Consider the following 21,504-nt stretch of genomic DNA (forward strand, 5'->3'; position numbering starts at 1 on the left):
TAGATGGGAAGCGCGGCGATTTGGTTCGGGGCACTCTTGCTGAGTGCGTTGAGTTTTCTATTTGGCAAAATTTTTGCGCAGTCTGAGCGGATCCTTGATCAAAAGAGAAAGGCTTATGAGACTTTTCTAACGCGCTGTCCCGCACCAGATGAAGCACACACAAACGTCGACCTGAAAAGCCCTGAGTTTCAAAGGTCAGCTGGACTACTTACGCTGTATTCATCGCCTAAGGTCACGCTTTATGCCGCTGAATATTTTCAAAAATTTGAAGAGGCGCAGCCGGAATTGGTTGAAATTTCCGAACCCGGACATCCGCGCTTTATTGAGGTGATGAGCTATTACAACCGAATGGTTTGGGAGATGCGTAGCGACGTTATGATGTGGTCGATATTTGCCCCAACGAAGCATTCCAAGGAATACAAGCAGGGCAGCTTTGGCAAAAAGGTGCCTTGAACTTTATTTGTCAAAGCATTTTACGACGGGCGGGTTTTGTACTTCGGCGCGGAATCAAGCCCGGAGGGCGCCGCGCAAGGGCCAGTCCGCCCGGACGGGCTGGCGCTTTGGTGAGGTTCGCGCATCGCTGTGAGGGTGTTCGGACTTGACCGCATAAAGCGTGCAGAACAGCCGTCGCGGCACCACCCCGCGGACTGGCCCTTGCGCGGCTTGCGCGATGTGGCGAGCGTGGGAAAGAGAGGCCTCGGAAACTTTGCTCGTGCTTGCTAGGTTAAGTCGGACATTTCCGACACCGCAGAGCGAGGCGCGCCCCATGCAGCTTTTCCGACATTCCAACCGCACCCGTAACGCAAAGACGCAGCGCGTTTATGCGGCCTATGAGCTTGCATATACGCTGGTGGATTTTGCCGCCGCGATCAGTTTCACCATCGGCTCTGTCCTGTTTCTGTGGGACAGCATGAAGGCACCCGCGATCTGGCTGTTCATCATCGGCTCGTTCTGTTTTCTGTGCAAACCCAGCCTGCGCCTGATGCGCGAGCTCAAGCTGTGGCGCATGGGCAAGGTCGATCAATTGGCCAAGCGGGCGGGGGCCGAGTAGCGCCGGGGCCTTTCCCCTCTCGCCCCTTTCGGCTAAGGACGGCGGCAAAGGCAAACAAGCGGCGGACGACCCATGAAATTCACGCTCTCCTGGCTGAAATCCCACCTCGACACCTCTGCAACGGTAGAGGAAATCACCGATGCGCTGACCGATCTCGGGCTGGAGGTCGAGGGGGTCGAAAACCCCGCCGACGCCCTTCGGACCTTTACGCTGGCCAAGGTGACCCATGCCGAGCAGCATCCCGATGCGGATCGGCTGCGGGTCTGTACCGTGGCCACGAATGAGGGCGACAAGCAGATCGTGTGCGGTGCGCCCAACGCGCGCGAGGGGATCACGGTGGTGCTGTGCAAGCCCGGCGATTACGTCCCCGGCATCGACACCACGCTGAGCGTCGGCAATATCCGCGGCGTCGAAAGCCACGGGATGATGGCCTCGATGCGCGAATTGCAGCTGGGCGAGGATCACGACGGCATCATCGAGCTGCCCTCGGGCGAGGTGGGCGAGTTGTTCGTCGACTGGCTGGCCGCGAATGACCCCGCCAGGGTCGATCCGGTGATCGAGATTGCGATCACGCCCAACCGGCCCGACGCTTTGGGCGTGCGCGGCATTGCGCGCGATCTGGCGGCGCGGGGTCTGGGCAAGATGAAACCGCGCGATTGCGACGGGATCGAGGGCGAGTTTGCCTCGCCCATCACCGTCTCGATTGACGAGGACGCGCGCGAGGGCTGTCCGGTGTTTTTCGGGCGGATGATCCGTGGGGTCAAGAACGGCCCAAGCCCGGAATGGTTGCAGGATCTGCTGCGCGCCATCGGGTTGCGGCCGATCAGTTTCCTCGTCGATGTGACGAATTTCTTCACCTATGACCGCAACCGCCCCCTGCATGTGTTCGACGCCGACAAGGTCTCGGGCAATCTGCGGGTGCATCTTGCGGCGGGCGGCGAGGAACTGGCGGCGCTGGACGACAAGACCTACCGGCTGGAGCCGGGGATGGTGGTAATCTCGGATGATGCGGGTGCGCAAAGCCTTGGCGGGATCATGGGCGGCGCGCAGACCGGCGTGACCGAGGACACGGTGAACGTCTTCCTCGAGGCCGCCTATTTCGATCCGGTCCGCACCGCCTATACCGGCCGCGCGCTGAAGATCAATTCCGACGCGCGCTACCGGTTCGAGCGCGGGATTGATCCCGAATGGACGCCCGAAGGCATTGAACACGCGACACGGATGATACTGGATCATGCCGGGGGCGAGGCATCGAAGGTCGTGGTGGCCGGGCATATGCCGGACTGGAAACGCGCCTTCAAGCTGGACCCGGCGCGGGTGCGGTCTTTGGTCGGCATGGACATCCCCGAAAGCGAGCAGCGTCAGACGCTGACGGCGCTGGGGTTCCGGCTGGAGGGCAATATGGCCCATGTGCCAAGCTGGCGCCCCGATGTGATGGGCGAGGCCGATCTGGTCGAGGAAGTGGCGCGCATCGCGTCGCTGACCAAGTTGCAGGGCAAGCCCTTGCCGCGCGTACCCGGCGTGCCGAAACCGGTTCTGTCACCGATGCAGAAACGCGAACAGGCCGCACGGCGCACGACGGCGGCGCTGGGGTATAATGAATGCGTGACTTACAGCTTCATCGACGCCAAGACGGCGGCGCTGTTTGCGGGCGGCGATGATGCGACGATGCTGGCCAATCCGATCAGTTCGGAACTTAGCCATATGCGGCCGGCGCTTTTGCCCGGGCTGTTGCAGGCGGCGGCGCGCAATCAGGCGCGCGGGCAGGCCGATCTGGCCCTGTTCGAAGTGGGCGCGGCCTTTCACGGCGGCGAGCCGGGCGAGCAGCATATGCTGGTCTCGGGCCTGCTGGTCGGACGGACGGGGCCGAAGGATGTGCATGGCGCATCGCGGCCCGTGGACCTGTATGACGCCAAGGCTGATGCAGAGGCGGTGCTGACCGCGATGGGCGCGCCTGCCAAGGTGCAGATCCTGCGCGGTGCCTCTGACTGGTGGCATCCGGGGCGGCATGGCAAGATCTGTCTGGGCCCGAAAAAGGTGATGGGCATCTTTGGCGAGATCCATCCCCGCGTGCTGCGCGAGATGGATGTCAAAGGACCTGCGGTGGGCTTCACGCTTTGGCCTGCGGAAATTCCGTTGCCGCGCAAGCAGGTTTCGACCCGCGCGGCGCTGGTGTTGAACGATCTGCAATCGGTCGAGCGTGACTTTGCCTTCGTCGTCGATGCAGAGGTCGATGCGCTGGCCTTGGTCAATGCCGCCGCCGGTGCCGACAAGGCGCTTATTCAGGATGTGCGCGTCTTCGATCAGTTCATTGGCGGCAGTCTGGGCGAGGGCAAGAAATCGTTGGCCATCACGGTGCGCCTGCAACCCAGCGGTGCCACGCTCAAGGAAAAAGACATCGAGGCCGTCAGCGCGAAGATCGTCGAGAAAGTCACCAAAGCCACGGGTGGCAGCCTGCGCGGCTAAGCCACCTCTGCGCGATATGAAGGAGAAGATGATGTTGAGAGTGTATCTATCCGGTGAAATCCACACCAGCTGGCGCGAAGAGATCATTGAGGCCTGCGATGGGCTGGACATTGCGTTCGACGCCCCGGTGACGGATCACGCAGCTTCGGATGATTGCGGCGTGGCCATCCTTGGGGCGGAGCCGAACAAGTTCTGGCACGACCGCAAGGGCGCGATGGTCAACGCGATCCGCACCCGCAAGGGGATCGAAGAGGCTGACGTTGTTGTTGTGCGCTTTGGCGAGAAGTACAAGCAGTGGAACGCGGCGTTTGATGCAGGTGTCGCCTCGGCGCTTGGCAAATCGCTGATCGTCCTGCAACAGCCCGACCACGATCACGCCTTGAAAGAGGTGGATGCCGCCGCGCTGGCCGTTGCCCGCACGCCTGCCGAAGTGGCGCAGATCCTGCGCTACGTCCTGACGGGCAAGCTGCCCGCCTGAGCGGATGACGTACTGCAATACGCCTTCCGGTGCCAGGAACGCGCCGGAAGGCAGAGCCTGTCAGTCGCGGGCCGGTGTCACCAAGCCGACCTGAACGGCAGGGCGCGCTGTGAACCGCTCCAGATAGGCCTTTAGATTTGGGTGGTCGTCCCATGCCAAAAGGTCTTGCGTGCCATAAAAGTCCGGCGCACGCAGCCAGGGGCCAATGGCCATATCCGCGATGGAATAATCCCCCGCCACCCAGTCGCGCCCGTCCGACATGTGCTTTTCGAACACGGCCATCAGCCGGCGCGCTTCATCAAGATAGCGTTTGGCAGGGTAGGGATCTTTGACCTCCTTGCCCGGACCGGAATGGAAATGGCCCATCTGGCCGAACATCGGGCCAAGCCCACCCATTTGCCACATCAGCCATTGTACGATCTTGGCGCGCTCGGCGGCATTGCGGCCAAAAAACTTTGACGTTTTCTCGGCCAGATAGATCAGGATCGCCCCGCTTTCGAACAGAGCCAAAGGCGTGCCGTCCGGCCCATCGGGATCAATGATCGCCGGGATCTTGTTGTTCGGGTTCACCGAAAGGAATTCCGGGCTTTTGACATCCGCGTCCGCGAGGGTGACTTTGTGCGCTTCATAGGGCAGGCCCATTTCCTCCAAGGCGATCGAGATCTTGACCCCGTTGGGCGTGGGAAAGGAATATAGCTGGATACGCTCGGGGTGTTTCGCAGGCCAGCGGCGGCTGATGAGATGATTCGACAGGTCGGCCATGATGTTCTTTCGTGTTTGTCCTCTGAGGTCGGAACGTAACTCTTTTTCCCCGTATGCAAAGGCGCAGTTTTGTGCGAATCCGGAACCACTATGTTTTTTAACGCACCTAACGGGTGTGAGTAGTTGTCTGGAGGGACCGGAATGGTACAAGAATTCAAGGATTTCATCGCCAAGGGCAATGTCATGGACATGGCCGTCGGTATCATCATCGGCGCAGCCTTCACCGCGATCGTGTCATCGCTGGTTGGCGATCTGATCAACCCGATCATCGGCCTGTTCTCGGGAGGCATCGATTTCACCAACAAATATGCCGTGCTGTCAGGCGAAGTGCCCGCAGGTGCAAGCCTTGAAGCCGCCCGCGAAGCCGGGGCATCGGTCTTTGCCTATGGGTCTTTCATCATGGCCGTCATCAACTTCCTGATCATTGCCTGGGTCGTGTTCATGCTGGTCAAGATGGTCAACCGGGCCAAGGCGATTGCAGAAAAGCCCGATGATGTGGCCCCCGAGGTCGAAACCGGCCCGTCCGAGTTGGATATCCTCATCGAGATCCGCGATTCTCTGAAGAAATCCGCCTGAACTGATCGGACTTGACAGCCAGAGGCCCGTCGCAGCAGCGGCGGGTCTTTTTCGTTGCGCGATCTGAAGTAATTGAAAATGCGAGACATTATCAATTGCGCTGCAAAGCTTGCCGCCCCGATGTGCACAGGCTATCAGGCAGCACGCAAGGCCGGGGGTGCATTCGTGACAAAGACGATGAAGATCGCCTGGGGCAGCCTGTTCGTGGGCATCCTGGTGTTGGGCATCAAGGCGCTGGCCTGGTGGATGACCGATTCTGTCGCGCTGTATTCCGATGCGATGGAAAGCATCGTCAACGTGGCTACGGCAATCGCCGCGCTGATGGCAATCCGTGTGGCGGCGCAGCCTGCCGACGCCACGCATCCCTACGGGCATCACAAGGCCGAGTATTTCAGCGCCGTTCTGGAAGGCGTGATGATCGTCATCGCGGCGCTCCTGATCCTGCATGAGGCGTGGCAAAGCTTTGCCAATCCGCGGCCCCTTGACGCGCCGTTGTCGGGGCTGGCGGTGAACCTTGTGGCCAGTGTCATCAATGGCGTGTGGTGCTGGATTCTGCTGCGCACGGCACGGACGGAACGCTCGCCCGCGTTGGCAGCCGACGGCAAGCATCTGCTGTCGGATGTTGTCAGCTCGGTCGGGGTGACCTTCGGTGTGCTGATAGCGATCATGACCGGTCTGCCGTGGATCGACCCAGCGATGGCGGCGCTGGTGGCGCTGAACATTCTGTGGTCCGGCTGGCATGTCATCGCCGCCTCGCTCAGCGGATTGCTGGACGAAAGCCTGCCTGAGGACATTCTGGTGGAGCTGCGCGAGGTGATCTCGGATCAGGCCGAGGGGGCTGTCGAGGCGCATGACCTGCGCACCCGTCAGGCCGGGACGGCGACGTTTATCGAGTTTCATCTGGTTGTGGATGGCGCAATGTCGGTGGACGATGCACATGTCATCTGTGACCGGATCGAAGCGGGCTTGCTGGAGCGTGTACCCGATTGTGTCGTCACCATCCATGTCGAGCCTGAACACAAGGCCAAACATAGCGGTATCGTCGTGCTTTGAGGTGCCAGAACTGCGCCCGCACCCGCGAGACGCGAACGCAGTTCCAGGCAGTCTTCAGCCGACCTGTTTGAGGATGACTTGCGGTGCTGTCACGTCGATCCCAAGCGCGCGGCCCACGGCATAGTAGGTCAGCTTGCCCGCATGCACGTTCAACCCGTCAAGCAGATGCGGATCGTCGGCGCAGGCTTTCTGCCAGCCCTTGTCGGCAAGTGCCAGCATGAAGGGCATCGTGGCATTGCCCAAAGCGATGGTCGAGGTGCGGGCAACCGCGCCCGGCATATTGGCGACGCAATAATGAATGATGCCATCGACATCATAGATCGGGTCCTGATGGGTGGTCGCCTTCGACTTTTCAAAACACCCCCCCTGATCAATAGCCACATCGACCAGCACCGAACCCGGCTGCATCAGCGAGAGCTGCTCGCGCGAGATCAGTTTGGGTGCTGCGGCACCGGGGATCAACACGGCACCGATGACCATGTCGGCGCGCGGCAGAAGCGTCGCCAGCGAATGCTGGTCGGAATATTGCGTGGTCAGGCGTCCCATGAACACATCGTCAAGATAGGACAGGCGCGGAATGGACCGGTCGAGCACGGTGACATTCGCGCCCATGCCAGCCGCCACGCGCGCCGCGGCCGTCCCCACGACGCCGCCGCCCACGATCACCACATTGGCCGGGCGCACACCGGGAACGCCGCCCAACAGCACACCGCTGCCGCCATTGGCCTTTTGCAGCGCCCATGCGCCGCTTTGCGGGGCCAGCCGTCCGGCAACCTCGGACATCGGTGCCAGCAGGGGAAGGCCGCCACGGCTGTCGGTCACGGTTTCATAGGCGATACAGGTCGCGCCGGATGCCATCAGATCCTTCGTCTGTTCGGGGTCGGGTGCAAGATGCAGATAGGCGAACAGCACCTGGCCTTCGCGCAGCATCTTGCGCTCTGCCGCTTGCGGTTCCTTCACCTTCACGATCATGTCGGCGCTGGCGTAGACCTCTTCGGCGGTTTCGATGATCCGCGCTCCGGCGGCGATGTAATCCTCGTCGGTAAAGCCCGCGCCGGTGCCCGCACCCGCCTGTATCAGCATCTCGTGCCCGTGCTGCACGGCCTCATGTGCGGCGTTGGGCGTGACGCCAACCCGAAATTCCTGTGGCTTGATCTCTGTTGGGCATCCGATTTTCACGACGATCTCTCCTCCTGGTCCATTATCGCGGAGGATCGCGCAGACCTGCCGCAACTGCTTTTAGAAATAGCTCGTAAAACCACTATTGTATCGAATAACCTTGGGCAATCTGCTGCCTTCTGAAAGATATCGTGAATAATGACATTGGATGAGACGGACCGACGGATCCTCAGGGTACTTCAGCGCAGGGGCAGAATCTCCAATGCGGATCTGTCGGAAGAGATAAACCTGTCGGCGTCAGCGTGTCACAGACGGGTGCAGCGATTGGAAGCCTGCGGCATTATCCACGAGTATGTGGCGCTGCTGGAACCGCGCAAGCTGGGCATCTCGACAACCGTTTTTGTGGAAATCACCCTGCAAAGCCAGTCGGATGAGATTCTTGACGCATTCGAGAAGGCTGTCAGCCGCATTCCGGATGTGCAGGAATGTCACCTTATGGCGGGGACGGCGGATTATATCCTCAAGATCGTGGCGGACGACACGGATGATTTCGCCCGCATCCACCGGCAGCATCTGGCGCGTCTGCCGGGGGTGGCGCAGATGCAATCTTCCTTTGCCCTGCGCACCGTGTTCAAGACCAGCGCGCTGCCGATCTAGGCGTCTTGCGCCGGGCGGAACGTCGGGCATCGCCAGCCCGCTGACAGCGGAGTGTTCCGGAAACCCGTTGGCGTTGAAGGAATGTCGTGGCCCGATCGCCGGAATACCTCCCGAAAACGACAAACCCCCGGGCAGGTGCCGCGGGGGTCGTCATTCTGTTCGTAAGCTTGAAGGTCATCAATGACCCCCGGGCAAGGTGATTTACATCATCCCTTCGCGCTGTGCTTTTTTGCGTGCCAGTTTGCGGGCCCGCCGGATCGCTTCAGCTTGCTCACGCGCTTTTTTGACGGACGGTTTTTCGAAATGTTGCTTGAGCTTCATTTCACGAAAAACGCCTTCGCGTTGCAGCTTCTTTTTCAGGGCACGAAGCGCCTGATCAACGTTGTTCTCGCGAACACTAACCTGCATGTGGTTTTCACCACCTTTCTAAGTTCGAGTTGCATGGATTGCAGGAGGTGGCCCTATAGCAAAGCCACCCTAGCTTGTCTACACTACCGATGACCGAACGGAGGCACCGATGACCGACAGTGAACGCTCCCCGCAAGAGCAGCTATTGGATGCGGCCCTGACGCATGTCGCGTTTGACGGCTGGACAGAAACGACGTTCCGCGCGGCGGTCGCGGATACCGGAATGGACCCGGTGATGGCGCGTGCGCTTTATCCGCGGGGCGCGGTGGATCTGGCACTGGCCTTTCACCGTCGCGGCGATGCGCAAATGGTGGCGCGGCTGAAGGCGGCGGACCTGTCCGCGATGCGGTTTCGAGATCGAATCGCCGCTGCTGTGCGGTATCGTCTGGAAGCGGCCGAGGACCGCGAGGCGGTGCGCCGTGGCACAACCCTGTTCGCGCTGCCGATGCATGCTGCTGACGGGGCCAAGGCGATCTGGGGCACCGCCGATCTGATCTGGAACACGCTTGGCGACATCTCTGACGATGTGAACTGGTACACCAAGCGCGCGACATTGTCGGGGGTTTACGGCTCTGCCGTGCTGTTCTGGCTGGGCGACGATTCGCCCGACCATCAGGCGACATGGGCGTTTCTGGATCGGCGGATCGACGATGTCATGCAGATCGAGAAGGTCAAGGCGCAGGTGCGCGGCAACAAGTTTCTCAGCGGGGTGCTTGCAGGGCCAAACTGGTTGTTGGGCCAGATCAAGGCACCAGTACGCAGGCATGACAGTGATTTGCCGGGGCATTGGTCGGGGTCCGGGAAACCCTAGATCCGTTGCGGGTCAGTGCGAAACGTCGGGGCTTGCTGACCGGCACAGAGAGGCTAGTCTGCGCTGTGGCAGTTATCGGGAAGGTTCAGAGCAAATGACACAGACAATGCGCGCAGTCGAGATTTCACAACCCGGCGGGCCGGAGGTGCTGACGCTGGTCGAACGGCCACGGCCCGAGGCGGCGCATGGGCAGGTTGTCCTGAAGCTCGCCTATGCAGGGGTGAACCGGCCGGATGCCTTGCAGCGCGCGGGGGCCTATGCGCCGCCCCCCGGTGCCAGTGACCTGCCGGGGCTGGAAGCGGCTGGCGAGGTTGTCGCCGTGGGGCCGGGTGTCGATTGGCCATCTGTGGGCGACGAGGTATGCGCGCTGTTGCCCGGTGGCGGCTATGCGGAATATGTCGCGACTCCTGCCGCGCATTGCCTGCCCGTCCCGCAAGGGATGGATCTCAAGCAAGCCGCCTGTCTGCCCGAAACCTTCTTCACCGTCTGGTCCAACGTGTTCATGCGGGGCGGGCTGCAAGCGGGCGAGCGATTCCTGATCCATGGCGGATCCAGCGGCATCGGGACGACGGCGATCCAACTGGCGCGGCAGTTTGGTGCCCGTGTCTTTGCCACCGCCGGATCTGCCGACAAATGCGCCGCCTGTACGGATTTGGGCGCGGAGCGGGCGATCAACTACCGCGAGGAGGATTTCGTCGAGATTTTGCGCGCCGAGGGCGGGGCCAACCTGATCCTCGACATGGTAGGAGGCGATTACATCCCGCGCAATATCAAGGCTTTGGCGGATGACGGGCGGCTGGTCCAGATCGCCTTTCTGAGCGGGCCTAAGGTTGCGCTGAACTTTGCGCAGGTGATGACGCGAAGATTGACGATTACCGGGTCTACCTTGCGGCCACAGTCGGATCTGGCGAAGGCGCGGATCGCGGATGCGCTGCGCGAACAGGTCTGGCCTTTGCTGGACGCTAGCAAAGTCGCCCCGGTGATGGATTCCGAATTCCCGCTGGAACAGGCCGCCGGTGCCCATGCGCGCATGGAGGGCAGCACCCATATCGGCAAGATCGTCCTGAAAGTCGGCTAAGGCAATCCGCCGCGATTTGCGGGTTCTCCGAAACTAGTGCAGTTTCGGGTTCTCGTCATACATCCTGCGCGCAAGCTTTATCCAGAAGGCGGGTGGCACCCGGTTCCGGTGCACCAGATTGGGGTCTTTGTTTGGCCATGTGATTTTCAGATCATGGCCGGTCTTGTGAATGTCTTCTTCGAACGCAGTGTTGAGCGGTTCGAAAAAACTGATCATCCGCGCGACCTCTGCCTCGGAATAGACGGTGGTCTTGACGCCTTCGCGGAAATGTTGCTCCAGCACGCTGCGGGTGACGTTAAGAAGTTTCCGGCTGGACGACTGCTTGATCGATATCTGCGCCGAAGCCCAGGCCGTCAACGGGTCTTGCGACACGTTGCTGTCGCCGGCGCTGAGGGCCGACAGCTGCGACGTCAGATGCCCATATCCCGCCAGATCCATGATTTCGCCAATGATCCCGTCAGGCCGCCTTATGGCTTGATCGTAAACGAAGAAACTTATCTCTTCAGGGGCGAAACCACGTTTCAGATGGCCGTATAGCCAATTGAAATCCATCAGGACTCCGGTTGCCATTCGATGCGACAGCGCGCGTTCATACAGTCTGACCCACGGCACCGCGACGGTTGACTTGGCAACCTGAAGGTAGATGGATTGCAGAAAGGACACTTGGTTGCGGATGCAGCAGATGACCTGAAACTCGTCAAATTCCGAGCACAGCTCGCGGATGTCGGCAAGGTTGATGCGCTGTTTCGGATCGCCGCGGGAAAACTCTTCCGAGGACACGAAAACCGTCTTGTCCGTGTTGGCATAGTCGCGCACCAGAGTCTTCCACGCGCTGACCGAGCCTTCTTCGTACTGGTATTGCGGCGGCAAGGTGATCCAGTCGGTCACCAGCCCGTGCTGGCCGCTTTCCGTTCCCAGTTTTGGAAAAATAAACCCATGCTTGGCAAGCATTTTTCGGTTGAGGGCCAGGATGTTCTGTATCGAGGTTGTGGCGGTCTTATGGGTGCCAACGTGAAGGATCAGCTTGGACATTCGGGCCTCGTAACGGGTCGGTTTGCGGGGGTCTGTTAGCACCGCAGCCGATGTTGCGCCAGCCTCCTAGCGCACGGGGTCCAGCAGAGCATCCGTCATCCGGCAATCACGCAGGACGTCGCTGCCACAGGGCACCGGCTCAAGGTCTTTCGACAGACAAATCCGCACCTCCTGAATGCGCGCGCTCTGGCAGGTGATGGTGACCATGTCGGGCGCGAATGTCGGGTTGGCCTTCAGGAACGCTTCTTCGACGACCAAGGCCGGTATTTTCACGGGCTGATCGAGCTTGCGAAACACGGCAGGCCGCGTGATGCTGCCATAGGCCTTGCGGGAGAGGGCGAAATAGGCCTTCGCGGAGAGGCCGGAACAGGTGCCATGCTTTTTCCACTGGTGCCAGGCCAGCCCGCTTGTCCCCATGATGTCGGCCATCGCTGCTGTCTGTTGACGCGACGGCGCGCGTTCCTGCGTCCGGCAGTAGGACGGCCAGCCACGGTGATTTTGCGGCCAAAGCCCGTGCAGAACCCAGCCGAAATCGCGGCCAGCATCGCATTGCTGAGAGTTGCGCGCATCGCCTTCGAGCGCACACCAGGTCGGGGACCAGCTGAGCGACAGGACGTAATAGTTGAATTTGCCCGATGGCTCGCCCTCTGCCTTGGCCAGCCCGGCACTCATCACAAACAGCAATACCAACAAGCGCATTTTCTCTTTCCTCTTCCGTCTTGCGCCACTATATAGGCCCGAAGTTCCCCGACAATGGTAACCGGTCCGGATCTCGGATCAGCCTCTAGGCAGGCATCGGGGAAGATTTGTAAGGAGATACCCGATGGCAAAACTGCTGCATCCCAAGGCGACCGCCGTCTGGCTGGTGGACAACACCACCCTGACCTTTAAACAGATTGCCGATTTTGTCGGCATGCACGAGCTTGAGGTTCAGGGCATTGCCGATGGTGACGTGGCCACAGGCGTCAAGGGGTTCGATCCCATCGCCAACAATCAGCTGACCCAGGACGATATCGACAACGCTGAGAAAAACCCGTTGAACCGGCTGAAGCTGAAGTTCAACGCCGCCGCCCGCGATGAGGAAAAACGCCGTGGCCCGCGCTATACACCTCTGTCAAAGCGTCAGGATCGTCCGGCCTCGATCCTGTGGCTGGTGAAATTCCACCCCGAACTGTCGGATGGCCAGATTTCCAAGCTGGTGGGCACCACGAAGCCGACAATTCAGGCGATCCGTGAACGGACGCATTGGAATATCGCGAACATTCAGCCCATCGACCCGGTCGCGCTGGGGCTGTGTAAACAGTCCGAGCTGGATGCCGCGGTGCAGAAAGCCTCGGCCAAGAAACAGGCCGAGGGAGCCGCACTGTCGGACGATGATCGTCGCAAGTTGCTGTCCACCGAACAAAGCCTTGGCCAGCCCGCTGAGCCGCGGATCCCGACGGCGATCGAAGGATTGGAAACTTTCAGCCTGTCCGACCCGCGGGGTGACGAGGACGAGGATGAGGACGAAGCGGACAAGCGCGATTCCCGCGAATATCTTGACGCGGACAGCTTCTTCAACCTGCCGGAAAGCGGCGAGGACGACGAGCAGCCGTAACACGGTTTTTGACGCGATTTCCAGGGACCCGTTGGCCAGCGCCCGCGGGTCCTTTTTTTGTTGAGGCTGGTTGCTTGATGGCGCGTAGCATGGGCAGGGCGGGAGCGAGGGGCCAGCCCCTCGCGCTCCCCGGAGTATTTTTGCCAAGAAGAAGGCGCAAGAAGAGGGATGATCAGATCGGTTTGCGGGCGTTCAGGGCGGCTGAGATCGTGCCGTCGTCGAGGTAGTCCAGTTCGCCGCCGATCGGGACCCCCTGCGCCAGGGAGGTCAGCGTGACCCTGTCTTCCAGCTGATCGGCAATGTAATGTGCGGTGGTCTGGCCGTCGACCGTGGCGTTGAGGGCGAGGATGATTTCGGTGATGTCCTCGTCACCGATCCGGTCCGCGAGGCGGGGGATGCGCAGGTCTTCGGGGCCGACCGCATCAAGCGCGGACAGCGTGCCGCCCAGGACGTGGTAGCGGCCTTTAAAGACGCCAGATCGTTCCATTGCCCAAAGGTCGGCCACATCCTCGACCACGCAGATCTGGCCATTGGCGCGCTTGTTGGAGGTGCAGATGTCACAGAGGTCGGCGGTGCCGATATTGCCGCAGTTCACGCATTCCCGTGCGGAGGCGGCGACGTTTTGCATGAGGTCGGCGAGCGGCGTCATTTGCAAGGCGCGCTTACGGATAAGGTGCAGCACCGCGCGGCGGGCCGAGCGGGGGCCGAGGCCTGGCAGCTTGGCCATCAGGTCGATCAGCGCGTCGATATCGCGGGTGCTGGACAAGCGGGGTTTCCCTTGCAGGTAGGGCGGCGCGTCCGGAGAAGCACCGCCGGTTGCCGGATCAGAAGGGCAGTTTCATGTCCTTGGGCAGGCCCATGCCTTCGGTCAGCTTGGCCATCTCGTCCTGGGCTTTCTCGCTGGCCTTGGCCTGCGCGTCCTTGATCGCGGCCAGGATCAGGTCCTCGACCACTTCCTTTTCATCCGGATTGAAGATCGACGGGTCGATATCCAGCGCCCGCAGGTCGCCCTTGGCCGAACAGGTTGCCTTGACCAGACCCGCCCCGGATTCGCCGGTGACGGTGATATTCTGCATATCTTCCTGAAGCTGGGCCATCTTGCCCTGCATTTCCTGCGCTTTCTTCATCATCCCGGCCATGTCGCCGAGATTTCCGAGGCCTTTGAACATCTGAAAATCCTTTTGTTGTCGGTTTGGTCGCTGAAATACGCATTGCGGGACCGCGTCACAAGTGGCGAGGGGTCAGCCGTCTTCGAACGGATCCCATTCATCCTCGACCTCTGGCAGGGCTTCGGCCCCGGCTTCGGCGGCGATGTCTTCGGGGGTGCGGATCGTGGTGATACGTGCCTTTGGGAAGGCGGCGATGACGGCTTGCCACATCGGGTGTTCCATCGCGCGGGCCTTCAGGGCGAGGGCCGCCGCATCGCGTTTCTCGGCGATGGTTTCAGCTGTGGCACCGTTCACGACCGACACCGCCCAGCGGTTGCCCGTCCAGCGTTGCAGGGCGCTGCCCAGATTCTGGGCAAGGTTCGCGGGGGCATTTTCTGTCGGTGTGAATTCGATCCGGCCGGGTTGGTAGGCGGCGAGGCGCAGGCCGGTTTCCACCTCGACCAGCAGCTTGACGTCGCGATTGGCGCGGATCAGGTCCAGCACATGTTCGAACGTGGGGAACCGCGCGAGTGCGTGATCCTGCGCGATGGCCTGTGCGGGCGCGCCACCCTGCGCGGTTGCGCCGGAAGAGGGTGCTGGTCCGCGTACGTGTTGGGCAGTTGCTTGTACGGTCGAAGCTGTGGTGCCACCTGTTGGTGCGCGGCCACCCGCTGGTCCATTGGAAGGGGGGGGCGGTGGCGTGTCCTGCAACTTGCGCAGCAATTCTTCGGGCGAGGGCAGTTCGGCCACATGGGTCAGGCGGATGATCGCCATTTCGGCGGCCATCATCGCGTTGGGGGCGCTGGCAACCTCGTCCAGCGCTTTCAGCAGCATCTGCCACATCCGCGTCATCGCACGCATCGGCAACGCCTCGGCCATCTGCATGCCGCGGCTGCGTTCGTCGGGCGAGATCGTGGGATCTTCGGCAGCCTCGGGTGTGATCTTGACGACGGAAATCCAATGCGTGATCTCGGCCAGATCGCGCAGCACCGCCATCGGATCGGCACCATCGGCATATTGGCCGGAAAGCTCGGTCAGCGCGCCTGCCGCATCGCCGCGCATGATCATGTCATAAAGGTCCAGCACCCGGCCACGATCAGCCAGCCCCAACATGGCGCGCACCTGCTCGGCGGTGGTTTCGCCAGCGCCATGGCTGATCGCCTGATCCAGCAGCGAGGTGGCATCGCGGGCCGAGCCTTCGGCAGCGCGGGTGATCAGGGCCAGCGCCTCGTCGGTGATCTCTGCGCCTTCGGAGGTCGCGATCTTGCGCAGCAATGCGATCTGCGTTTCGGGTTCGATCCGGCGCAAATCAAAGCGTTGGCAGCGTGACAGCACGGTGACGGGCACCTTGCGGATCTCGGTCGTGGCGAAGATGAATTTGACGTGCTCTGGCGGCTCTTCCAGCGTCTTCAGAAGTGCGTTGAATGCGCCCGTGGACAGCATGTGAACTTCGTCGATGATATAGACCTTGTAGCGCGCCGAGGCCGCCCGGTAATGCACCGAATCGATGATCTCGCGGATATTGGCGACGCCGGTATTCGATGCCGCGTCCATCTCCATCACATCGACATGGCGGCCTTCCATGATGGCCACGCAATGTTCGCATTTTCCGCAGGGTTCCGTCGTCGGGCCGCCATTCCCGTCCGTGCCGATGCAGTTCATCCCCTTGGCGATGATCCGCGCGGTGGTGGTTTTGCCGGTCCCACGGATGCCCGTCATGATGAAGGCCTGCGCGATGCGGTCGGCCTTGAACGCGTTCTTCAGCGTGCGCACCATCGCGTCCTGACCGACAAGATCGGCAAAGGTTTCCGGGCGGTATTTCCGGGCGAGCACCTGATAGGCGGGAGAATCGGTCATGCGGTCCTTGCTGGGCTTTGGCTGCGTCCGGCAGAGCGTACAAACACCCCGGCCAAAGGTCCAGCGGCGGGGTTTTCGTGTCTCGGGACGCGTACCGGAAACATGGCGTTGATTTTGGGGGTATTCCTTTCTGCTGGTGGTGAGCTTGCGCGCGGGAGGCGTAGAACACACCAAAGTCAATCGGTTGTGCGGGATTGAGGGCAGCCGAGCAAGCGTCCGGGGCAGATGTGGCGGCAATTTGCCAGACGCAACAACGCGGTCTTTTTCTGCTTCGACATGGCGGCGCTGCGTGTATGATATGCGCGGTTGGATCGGCGATTGAAAGGGGACAGAATGCGACTGAGAGGCGTGCGGGCAAGCCGTAATGTAGAGGATCGCCGCCGCTCTGGCGCGAAAGGCGCGGGCATTGGCGGCGTGGGCCTTTTGGTGGTTCTGGCAGTGGGGTATTTCGCCGGTATCGACGTGACGCCGCTGCTTCAAGGGGCCGGAACGCAGTCCAGCGCCCCTCGTGAGTTGAGTGCGCAGGAAGAGGCCGCAGGCAGCTTTGCAGCACAGGTGTTGGGCACGACAGAGCAGGTCTGGAGCCAAGTCTACCCCGCGCAGGTCGGCGAGGATTATACGCCGCCTGTCATGGTCCTGTATTCCGGGGTGACGCAATCGCCCTGCGGGTCGGCCTCTGGTGCCACGGGGCCGTTCTATTGCCCGGCGGATCGCAAGGCCTATCTGGACACCGAATTCTTCTCGACCCTGTCGCAACAACTGGGCGCGTCCGGCGATTTCGCCGCCGCCTATGTGATCGCGCATGAGGTGGCCCACCATGTTCAGAACGAGTTGGGCATCCTCGGCCAAGTCGATCAGGCCCGGCGGCAGTCGAGTGAGACGCAGGCCAACGCACTGACTGTGCGCCTGGAGTTGCAGGCCGACTGCCTGTCGGGCGTCTGGGCGCGCTCTGTCGATGGGCTGCTGGAGCCGGGCGATCTGGAAGAGGCACTGAACGCCGCGCGCAGGATCGGCGACGATTACCTGCAAAAACGTGCCGGCAAAGTGCCTCAGCCGCATACCTTTACCCATGGCACCAGCGAACAGCGTTCTGGCTGGTTCGCGCGCGGCTATGACAGCGGGCGGATGGCCGATTGCGATACATTCAGCGCGGAACAGTTGTAAAGCGATCGGACAGTGGGTCGGCGCGCCCGTGGTGCGCGGACCCTGACGGGCGCTGAACAGTCGCCGCCAAGGCAACCATTCGCGGATCTCGCATGATGCGGGGAAAGGTGAGAGGCTGGACAACGACCCAAGCGGGGCTCGTTACGGCTGCTTCCTTCCGGATCTGACCGGGTTGGCGAGGCGCTCGCCCGCGCCAACCTCTCACCCCCTATCTAGGACGTCGGATCAAGATTCGCAAGGTGCCGGTAACAACCCGGCCTGATGCGCGCCCAACAGCAGGCTGTCCGCGACGATATGGGCGAATTTTCCCGAGGCCGGAATGATGTCGGGCACCTGAATCACATGCATTCCGGCGGCAAAGGCCGCTTGCGCGCCGGTTTCGCTATCCTCGAAGGCCAGGCAGGTTTCCGGGCTGGCGCGCAGGCGGCGCGCGGCTTCCAGATAGGGTTCGGGGTGTGGTTTGGCGTTGGTGATGCAATCCACGGTCACAACGGTTTTTATCCAACGCCCAAGCCCGGTGATGCGCAATTTCTGGTCCGTCTCTGCCTGACTGGACGAGGTGCAGATCGCGCGGGGCAGGTCACGCTCTGCGAGCCAGGTCAGCAGCTCTTCGACGCCGGGCTTCAGGGGAATTTCCGTCTCGAAATGCTCGCGCGCGACCTCGACCCAGGTCTCGAAAAGTGCCGGCAGGTCGATATCGCCAAACTCTGCCCGCAGGATCGACGATCCCGCGACCTTGTCTTTGCCGATGAGGCTGTGCAGCAGCCTGTCCGTCACAGGCAGCCCATGCGCCTCAAACGCGATCCGGGACGAATTCATCGACAGGGTTTCCGTGTCGATCAGGGTGCCATCAAGATCGAAGATTACAGCAGCGAAGGTCATGGTTTCTCCTGTAGCGCCTTTAGTCTCCAGCGCGCGTTTCGCGGGCATCAATCGTATTGCATCACATCGAAATTACTCAGACATGTATCACGCACAGAACGGGCCACCGTGCCGAAGGACTGCATGAACCAGACCTGATGCGAGACGCTATAAACACCAGACGGGCGGCCCTGTCGAGCCGCCCGCGTCGTTATCGTTAGCGGTAACTTGCCGCGTCTGTGTGTCAGAGCATGATGCGGAATTGCGCGAACCCGTCGGCACCGTCGCCCGCATCCTCGATCGTCACGCCCTTGACGTCAGACATGTAGTCACGCGCCTTCGGGCCGGTTTCGAACAACACGCTGGTGTTTTCCAGTGGTGCGAAAGACCAGTTGGCATCGGCCGAGGGATTGATCGTGCCCTGCTCGACAATATAGCGCACGATGACGTCGCGGTTGGTGTCCGGTGCCTCGAAGATGATGGTATCGCCCATCGCGCCCGGAAAACTGCCGCCGCCGCTGGCGCGGTAGTTGTTGGTGGCGATGATGAACTCCATGTCGGGAGTCACCGGCTGGCCGTCATAGGCCAGATCCACGATGCGGTTGGCATCCGGGTTCAGCGGCTCGCCCTTGGGGCCGTATTTCGACGGCTGTGACAGATCGATCTGATAGGTCACACCGTCGATCACGTCGAAGTTGTAGCTTGGAAATTCGGTATTGAGCAGCACCTGGTCGGCCTTGCCCACCTCTACCTGATTGAACATCCCGGCAGAGCGTTCCAGCCAGTCCTTGAGTTGCTGACCGTTCACCTTCACCGCCCGCGCCGTATTGGGATAAAGGTACAGGTCGGCCACGTTCTTGATCGCCACGTCCCCGGCAGGCACATCCGTGTAGTATTCCGGACCACCCCGGCCACCGGCCTTGAAGGGGGCGGCGGCGGACAGGATTGGCAGGCCCTCGTATTCAGTGCCTTCCATCATCTGCTCGATATACCATTTCTGCGCGATCGAGACGATCTGGACAGACGGATCATCGGCCACCAGCGCGAAATAGCTGTGCAGCGGCGCAGAGGTCTTGCCGACGGCGCGGCGCACATAGGCGAGCGTTTCCTCGTGCTGCTGGCGCACGCTGTCCAACACGGCCGGATCATCCTCGACCAGCGCCGTGACGGACCGATCCTCGTTGCGTTTGCTGATCGGGCGCGCCTCTGACGCGGTGGACACGACGCGCCATTCGCCGGCCTCGCGTTCCAGCATCAGGTCGATCACGCCCAGATGGCTGCCCCAGAAGCCGCCCATCGCGGCAGGCTTGCCGTGGATCGTGCCCTTGTCCACATCGACAGCGGCATAATCGGCATAGGTGGGCGATGGAAAGACGAGGTGGCTGTGGCCGGTCATCACCGCGTCCACCGCGTCAACCGAGGCAAGCGGCACGCTGGCATTTTCCATGCCGTCCGTTTCCTTGGCCGCGCCAATACCGGAATGCGAAAGCGCGATGATGATGTCGGCGCCCGCCTCTTTCATCTCGGGGATATAGGCGCGGGCGGTTTCGACGATATCGCGGGCCTCGACATTGCCTTGCAGGTGCTTGCTGTCCCAGTTCATCACTTGCGGCGGGGTAAAGCCGATGATGCCGACCTTGATGTCATGGCTGGCACCCGCACCATCGGTCACGGTGCGGTCAAGGATCACATAGGGTTTGAACAGCGTGGTGTCGTCACGCGGAGCCGCGCCCTTTTCGGTGGCCAGATTGGCCAGCACGATGGGGAATTCGGCCCCAGCGGCGGATTTCATCAGGAAATCCAACCCGTAGTTGAATTCGTGGTTGCCGATCGTGCCCGCGTCAAAGCCCACGGTGTTCATGGCGGTGATGACGGGATGCATGTCACCTTCCTTCATGCCGCGTTCATAGGCGATATAGTCGCCCATCGGGTTGCCCTGAAGAAAGTCGCCGTTGTCGACCAGCATCGAGTTGGTCGCCTCGGCGCGGATGTCGCCGATGATCGACGCGGTGCGCGACAGGCCCACGGTGTCCACCGGGCGGTCGGAATAATAGTCATACGGGAAGACATGCACATGCAGGTCTGTGGTTTCCATGATCCGCAAATGGACCTGACCTTCGGCTGCGCGGGCAGAGAAAGGATGCAAAGTGATCATCGACGCCCCCGCTGCCGTACCGGCAAGGAACGCACGTCGGGAAAGGGTCGGGAATACGGTCTTGGGCATTGTTCGGCTCCGTTAAGGCATTGACGTGACAAGAGCATGCGAAGACTACAATCCGATGACAAGACAACTGGAGCAGGTTGCTAAAAAGAGGGTCAACTCTTGGTTGCGCAGCCGCTTGGTCAAACTCAAGGTGTTTGCCACCGGATCAGGGGCATGACATGGAAAGTGTGACATAAATGGGAGCATTTGCATGCAACTTTCTGAAACCGTGACCTTCGGCGGATCTTCGCTCGACCGGGCAGCAGAAATGCGCGGAGATGCGCCGAAATTGAAGGCGCTGACCGATTCTGACGCGTCACGCGCGGTGCTGTTCTGGCGCGGCAAGCCGCTGGTGGCCGCGTCTGACGATGGTCTTACTTTGGCAAAGCTGTCGATGAGACACCCGATCCTGACGGGTTTGGCCGACCCTGTCTTTCTGGGGCGCGAAAGTGAAGGCACCGGATATTTTGCCTATGAGCTGCGGGGCTGGGTGCCGGAGGGGCTAGACGAGGCGGCGCTTCAGGAATTTCTCGATCAATCCGAACAGACCCATCCGGCATTGACCGAGGGGCAGCATTTTGCAGAGCTGCGCGCCGTTATGACCCGGGTGGATGCACGCGATGCTGAACTGGCCGCGACCGGCAAGGCAATCCTCGGCTGGCATGCCACGCACGGGTTCTGTGCCGCCTGCGGTGTCAAATCGGATATTTTCATGGCGGGTTGGCAGCGTATTTGCCCGGTCTGCAAAACGCATCATTTTCCGCGCACGGATCCGGTTGTGATCATGCTTGTCACCCGAGGAAATTCTGTTCTGCTGGGGCGCTCGCCACATTGGCCGGACGGTATGTATTCTCTGCTTGCAGGCTTTATCGAGCCGGGAGAAACCATGGAGGCCGCCGTGCGCCGTGAGGTCTATGAAGAGGCGGGCATTCGCATCGGGCATGTCAGATACCTCGCCAGCCAGCCCTGGGCGTTTCCATCCTCTTTGATGCTGGGTTGTACAGGAGAGGCGCTGACGCATGAGATCACCCTGGACCCGGTGGAATTGGAGGACGCTTTGTGGATCACCCGCGAGGAATTGATGGAGGTCTTCGCCGGTAGAAGAACCGACATACTGCCCGCCCGAAAGGGCGCAATCGCGCAGTTCCTGCTGAGCAACTGGCTTGCGGACAGGGGCGAATGA

The 21,504-nt window shown here is 61.2% G+C and carries 22 protein-coding genes and 1 other RNA gene; 12 read left to right on the forward strand and 11 right to left on the reverse strand.

The window, feature by feature from the left end:
- Window positions 1-3 precede the first annotated feature (3 nt).
- The 4 genes from B8991_RS10605 (at window position 4) to B8991_RS10620 (ending at window position 3,995) form a co-directional block, all read left to right on the forward strand.
- Window positions 4-453, forward strand: a complete 450-nt coding sequence (locus B8991_RS10605) for a hypothetical protein (RefSeq protein WP_084352964.1) — start codon at window positions 4-6, stop codon at window positions 451-453.
- A 313-nt stretch (window positions 454-766) separates the two neighbouring features.
- Window positions 767-1,051: a YrhK family protein gene (locus tag B8991_RS10610; protein ID WP_084352965.1), complete on the forward strand. Its 285-nt coding sequence runs from the start codon at window positions 767-769 to the stop codon at window positions 1,049-1,051.
- A 72-nt stretch (window positions 1,052-1,123) separates the two neighbouring features.
- Entirely contained in the window at window positions 1,124-3,517 is a 2,394-nt protein-coding gene (gene pheT / locus B8991_RS10615; protein WP_084352966.1) for a phenylalanine--tRNA ligase subunit beta, read from the forward strand.
- A gap of 31 nt (window positions 3,518-3,548) precedes the next feature.
- Window positions 3,549-3,995 (forward strand): YtoQ family protein, encoded by a 447-nt coding sequence (locus B8991_RS10620; RefSeq protein ID WP_084353038.1) that lies wholly within the window; start codon window positions 3,549-3,551, stop codon window positions 3,993-3,995.
- Between the two features lie 60 nt (window positions 3,996-4,055).
- Here the strand turns inward: B8991_RS10620 and B8991_RS10625 are convergent, their stop codons facing one another.
- The gene (locus B8991_RS10625) at window positions 4,056-4,757 is read right to left on the reverse strand and encodes a glutathione S-transferase family protein (protein ID WP_084352967.1); all 702 of its coding nucleotides are present in this window, start codon (window positions 4,755-4,757) and stop codon (window positions 4,056-4,058) included.
- A gap of 141 nt (window positions 4,758-4,898) precedes the next feature.
- On the opposite strand from B8991_RS10625, the gene mscL reads away from it, so the two are divergent.
- Window positions 4,899-5,333, forward strand: coding sequence for a large conductance mechanosensitive channel protein MscL (gene mscL / locus B8991_RS10630; RefSeq protein ID WP_084352968.1), 435 nt, complete (start codon window positions 4,899-4,901; stop codon window positions 5,331-5,333).
- Between the two features lie 165 nt (window positions 5,334-5,498).
- The gene (locus tag B8991_RS10635; RefSeq protein WP_084353039.1) at window positions 5,499-6,386 is read left to right on the forward strand and encodes a cation diffusion facilitator family transporter; all 888 of its coding nucleotides are present in this window, start codon (window positions 5,499-5,501) and stop codon (window positions 6,384-6,386) included.
- 54 nt (window positions 6,387-6,440) lie between these two features.
- Here the strand turns inward: B8991_RS10635 and ald are convergent, their stop codons facing one another.
- Window positions 6,441-7,565: an alanine dehydrogenase gene (gene ald / locus B8991_RS10640; protein WP_084352969.1), complete on the reverse strand. Its 1,125-nt coding sequence runs from the start codon at window positions 7,563-7,565 to the stop codon at window positions 6,441-6,443.
- 138 nt (window positions 7,566-7,703) lie between these two features.
- On the opposite strand from ald, the gene B8991_RS10645 reads away from it, so the two are divergent.
- On the forward strand, window positions 7,704-8,162 hold the full coding sequence (locus tag B8991_RS10645; RefSeq protein ID WP_084352970.1) for an Lrp/AsnC family transcriptional regulator: 459 nt from the start codon (window positions 7,704-7,706) through the stop codon (window positions 8,160-8,162).
- Window positions 8,163-8,363: 201 nt separating this feature from the next.
- On the opposite strand, the gene rpsU is transcribed toward B8991_RS10645, so the two are convergent.
- A complete protein-coding gene (gene rpsU, locus B8991_RS10650; protein ID WP_084352971.1) occupies window positions 8,364-8,570 on the reverse strand; it encodes a 30S ribosomal protein S21 in 207 nt (68 codons plus the stop codon).
- Between the two features lie 109 nt (window positions 8,571-8,679).
- Here rpsU and B8991_RS10655 point away from each other — a divergent pair, with 109 nt between their 5' ends.
- Together B8991_RS10655 and B8991_RS10660 are read left to right on the forward strand one after the other, a co-directional pair.
- Window positions 8,680-9,381 carry a COQ9 family protein gene (locus tag B8991_RS10655; RefSeq protein ID WP_084352972.1) on the forward strand — a complete coding sequence of 234 codons (702 nt, stop codon included), beginning with the start codon at window positions 8,680-8,682 and terminating at the stop codon, window positions 9,379-9,381.
- Between the two features lie 94 nt (window positions 9,382-9,475).
- Window positions 9,476-10,459, forward strand: coding sequence for an NAD(P)H-quinone oxidoreductase (locus B8991_RS10660; RefSeq protein ID WP_084352973.1), 984 nt, complete (start codon window positions 9,476-9,478; stop codon window positions 10,457-10,459).
- A 33-nt stretch (window positions 10,460-10,492) separates the two neighbouring features.
- Here the strand turns inward: B8991_RS10660 and B8991_RS10665 are convergent, their stop codons facing one another.
- Together B8991_RS10665 and B8991_RS10670 are read right to left on the reverse strand one after the other, a co-directional pair.
- On the reverse strand, window positions 10,493-11,491 hold the full coding sequence (locus tag B8991_RS10665; RefSeq protein ID WP_084352974.1) for a hypothetical protein: 999 nt from the start codon (window positions 11,489-11,491) through the stop codon (window positions 10,493-10,495).
- Window positions 11,492-11,557: 66 nt separating this feature from the next.
- Entirely contained in the window at window positions 11,558-12,190 is a 633-nt protein-coding gene (locus B8991_RS10670; protein ID WP_084352975.1) for a ribonuclease T2 family protein, read from the reverse strand.
- Window positions 12,191-12,314: 124 nt separating this feature from the next.
- Here B8991_RS10670 and B8991_RS10675 point away from each other — a divergent pair, with 124 nt between their 5' ends.
- Window positions 12,315-13,088 (forward strand): DUF1013 domain-containing protein, encoded by a 774-nt coding sequence (locus tag B8991_RS10675; RefSeq protein WP_084352976.1) that lies wholly within the window; start codon window positions 12,315-12,317, stop codon window positions 13,086-13,088.
- Between the two features lie 172 nt (window positions 13,089-13,260).
- Here the strand turns inward: B8991_RS10675 and recR are convergent, their stop codons facing one another.
- The 3 genes from recR to B8991_RS10690 form a co-directional block, all read right to left on the reverse strand.
- On the reverse strand, window positions 13,261-13,854 hold the full coding sequence (gene recR / locus B8991_RS10680) for a recombination mediator RecR (RefSeq protein WP_084352977.1): 594 nt from the start codon (window positions 13,852-13,854) through the stop codon (window positions 13,261-13,263).
- A 58-nt stretch (window positions 13,855-13,912) separates the two neighbouring features.
- Window positions 13,913-14,257, reverse strand: coding sequence for a YbaB/EbfC family nucleoid-associated protein (locus B8991_RS10685; RefSeq protein ID WP_084352978.1), 345 nt, complete (start codon window positions 14,255-14,257; stop codon window positions 13,913-13,915).
- 72 nt (window positions 14,258-14,329) lie between these two features.
- Window positions 14,330-16,093 carry a DNA polymerase III subunit gamma/tau gene (locus tag B8991_RS10690; protein ID WP_084352979.1) on the reverse strand — a complete coding sequence of 588 codons (1,764 nt, stop codon included), beginning with the start codon at window positions 16,091-16,093 and terminating at the stop codon, window positions 14,330-14,332.
- Window positions 16,094-16,426: 333 nt separating this feature from the next.
- Between B8991_RS10690 and ypfJ the strand changes: the two genes are divergently transcribed.
- Window positions 16,427-17,257 carry a KPN_02809 family neutral zinc metallopeptidase gene (ypfJ, locus tag B8991_RS10695; RefSeq protein WP_084352980.1) on the forward strand — a complete coding sequence of 277 codons (831 nt, stop codon included), beginning with the start codon at window positions 16,427-16,429 and terminating at the stop codon, window positions 17,255-17,257.
- A 105-nt stretch (window positions 17,258-17,362) separates the two neighbouring features.
- On the opposite strand, the gene ffs is transcribed toward ypfJ, so the two are convergent.
- The 3 genes from ffs to B8991_RS10710 form a co-directional block, all read right to left on the reverse strand.
- Window positions 17,363-17,461, reverse strand: an RNA gene (gene ffs / locus B8991_RS10700) — signal recognition particle sRNA small type.
- Between the two features lie 21 nt (window positions 17,462-17,482).
- A complete protein-coding gene (locus tag B8991_RS10705; RefSeq protein ID WP_179141466.1) occupies window positions 17,483-18,139 on the reverse strand; it encodes an HAD family hydrolase in 657 nt (218 codons plus the stop codon).
- Window positions 18,140-18,362: 223 nt separating this feature from the next.
- Window positions 18,363-20,342 (reverse strand): bifunctional 2',3'-cyclic-nucleotide 2'-phosphodiesterase/3'-nucleotidase, encoded by a 1,980-nt coding sequence (locus B8991_RS10710; RefSeq protein WP_084352982.1) that lies wholly within the window; start codon window positions 20,340-20,342, stop codon window positions 18,363-18,365.
- A gap of 190 nt (window positions 20,343-20,532) precedes the next feature.
- Between B8991_RS10710 and nudC the strand changes: the two genes are divergently transcribed.
- A complete protein-coding gene (nudC, locus tag B8991_RS10715) occupies window positions 20,533-21,504 on the forward strand; it encodes an NAD(+) diphosphatase (RefSeq protein ID WP_084352983.1) in 972 nt (323 codons plus the stop codon).

The sequence above is a fragment of the Primorskyibacter flagellatus genome (assembly GCF_900176485.1).
In the GTDB taxonomy this organism is placed as follows: Bacteria; Pseudomonadota; Alphaproteobacteria; order Rhodobacterales; family Rhodobacteraceae; genus Primorskyibacter; species Primorskyibacter flagellatus.

Bases quoted from the DNA above. Each gene is read 5' to 3' on its own strand.
- B8991_RS10645 (WP_084352970.1), top strand. From the start codon at position 7,704: ATGACATTGGATGAGACGGACCGACGGATCCTCAGGGTACTTCAGCGC.
- B8991_RS10675 (WP_084352976.1), top strand. From the start codon at position 12,315: ATGGCAAAACTGCTGCATCCCAAGGCGACCGCCGTCTGGCTGGTGGAC.
- B8991_RS10670 (WP_084352975.1), bottom strand. From the start codon at position 12,190: ATGCGCTTGTTGGTATTGCTGTTTGTGATGAGTGCCGGGCTGGCCAAG.
- ypfJ (WP_084352980.1), top strand. From the start codon at position 16,427: ATGCGACTGAGAGGCGTGCGGGCAAGCCGTAATGTAGAGGATCGCCGC.
- B8991_RS10690 (WP_084352979.1), bottom strand. From the start codon at position 16,093: ATGACCGATTCTCCCGCCTATCAGGTGCTCGCCCGGAAATACCGCCCG.
- rpsU (WP_084352971.1), bottom strand. From the start codon at position 8,570: ATGCAGGTTAGTGTTCGCGAGAACAACGTTGATCAGGCGCTTCGTGCC.
- nudC (WP_084352983.1), top strand. From the start codon at position 20,533: ATGCAACTTTCTGAAACCGTGACCTTCGGCGGATCTTCGCTCGACCGG.
- B8991_RS10665 (WP_084352974.1), bottom strand. From the start codon at position 11,491: ATGTCCAAGCTGATCCTTCACGTTGGCACCCATAAGACCGCCACAACC.
- B8991_RS10685 (WP_084352978.1), bottom strand. From the start codon at position 14,257: ATGTTCAAAGGCCTCGGAAATCTCGGCGACATGGCCGGGATGATGAAG.
- B8991_RS10610 (WP_084352965.1), top strand. From the start codon at position 767: ATGCAGCTTTTCCGACATTCCAACCGCACCCGTAACGCAAAGACGCAG.
- B8991_RS10710 (WP_084352982.1), bottom strand. From the start codon at position 20,342: ATGCCCAAGACCGTATTCCCGACCCTTTCCCGACGTGCGTTCCTTGCC.
- pheT (WP_084352966.1), top strand. From the start codon at position 1,124: ATGAAATTCACGCTCTCCTGGCTGAAATCCCACCTCGACACCTCTGCA.
- mscL (WP_084352968.1), top strand. From the start codon at position 4,899: ATGGTACAAGAATTCAAGGATTTCATCGCCAAGGGCAATGTCATGGAC.
- B8991_RS10605 (WP_084352964.1), top strand. From the start codon at position 4: ATGGGAAGCGCGGCGATTTGGTTCGGGGCACTCTTGCTGAGTGCGTTG.
- B8991_RS10625 (WP_084352967.1), bottom strand. From the start codon at position 4,757: ATGGCCGACCTGTCGAATCATCTCATCAGCCGCCGCTGGCCTGCGAAA.
- B8991_RS10660 (WP_084352973.1), top strand. From the start codon at position 9,476: ATGACACAGACAATGCGCGCAGTCGAGATTTCACAACCCGGCGGGCCG.
- B8991_RS10655 (WP_084352972.1), top strand. From the start codon at position 8,680: ATGACCGACAGTGAACGCTCCCCGCAAGAGCAGCTATTGGATGCGGCC.
- B8991_RS10620 (WP_084353038.1), top strand. From the start codon at position 3,549: ATGTTGAGAGTGTATCTATCCGGTGAAATCCACACCAGCTGGCGCGAA.
- B8991_RS10705 (WP_179141466.1), bottom strand. From the start codon at position 18,139: ATGACCTTCGCTGCTGTAATCTTCGATCTTGATGGCACCCTGATCGAC.